At 39.4% G+C, this 909-nt stretch carries 1 protein-coding gene; it reads left to right on the top strand.

The window, feature by feature from the left end:
- Positions 1–909: hypothetical protein (locus GBO31_RS23340; RefSeq protein ID WP_219011033.1), on the top strand; the 909-nt coding region annotated here is incomplete at both ends.

Raw genomic sequence — 909 nt, 5'->3', positions numbered from 1 at the left:
CTTGTGAAGGTGATAAAATATATACCTATACTTATACCGATTGTGCTGGGAATGCTTCTATATATACATTTACCTATACGATTGATGTAACTACATTTCCTATTGTGCCAACTAACGGAACGGCAACAGTAGAATGTATTGCGGATGCTACACAACCAACTGCGCCAACAGTTACAGATGTCTGTGGAAATGATATCACGCCGATAATTACTGAAAATACAGATCCTACCTGTGAAGGTGATAAAATTTATACCTATACCTATACCGATTGTGCTGGGAATGCTTCCATTTACACGTTTACATATACTATCGATGTAACTACATTCCCTGTTGTGCCAGCTAATGGAACAGCAACCGTAGAATGTATTGCGGATGCTACACAACCAACTGCACCAACAGTAACGGATGTCTGTGGAAATGATATCATGCCTGTAATTACTGAAAATACAGATCCTACTTGTGAAGGTGAAAAAGTATATACTTTTACCTACACAGATTGTGCAGGAAATGCTTCTGTGTATACGTTTACCTACACTATCAATGTGACGACACTTCCGGTCGTTCCTGCTAATGGAACMGCAACCGTAGAATGTMTYGCWGATGCCACACAACCAACTGCACCAACAGTAACRGATGTCTGYGGAAATGATATYACWCCKGTARTTACKGAAAATACAGAYCCTACTTGTGAAGGKGATAAAATATATACCTATACTTATACCGATTGTGCTGGGAATGCTTCTATATATACATTTACCTATACGATTGATGTAACTACATTTCCTATTGTGCCAACTAACGGAACGGCAACAGTAGAATGTATTGCGGATGCTACACAACCAACTGCGCCAACAGTTACAGATGTCTGTGGAAATGATATCACGCCGATAATTACTGAAAATACAGATC

The organism is Aquimarina litoralis (assembly GCF_019295435.1).
Classification (GTDB): Bacteria; Bacteroidota; Bacteroidia; order Flavobacteriales; family Flavobacteriaceae; genus Aquimarina; species Aquimarina litoralis_A.
Note: the sequence above shows the minus strand (reverse complement) of the source record. Positions and strands in the feature narration are given on the sequence as shown.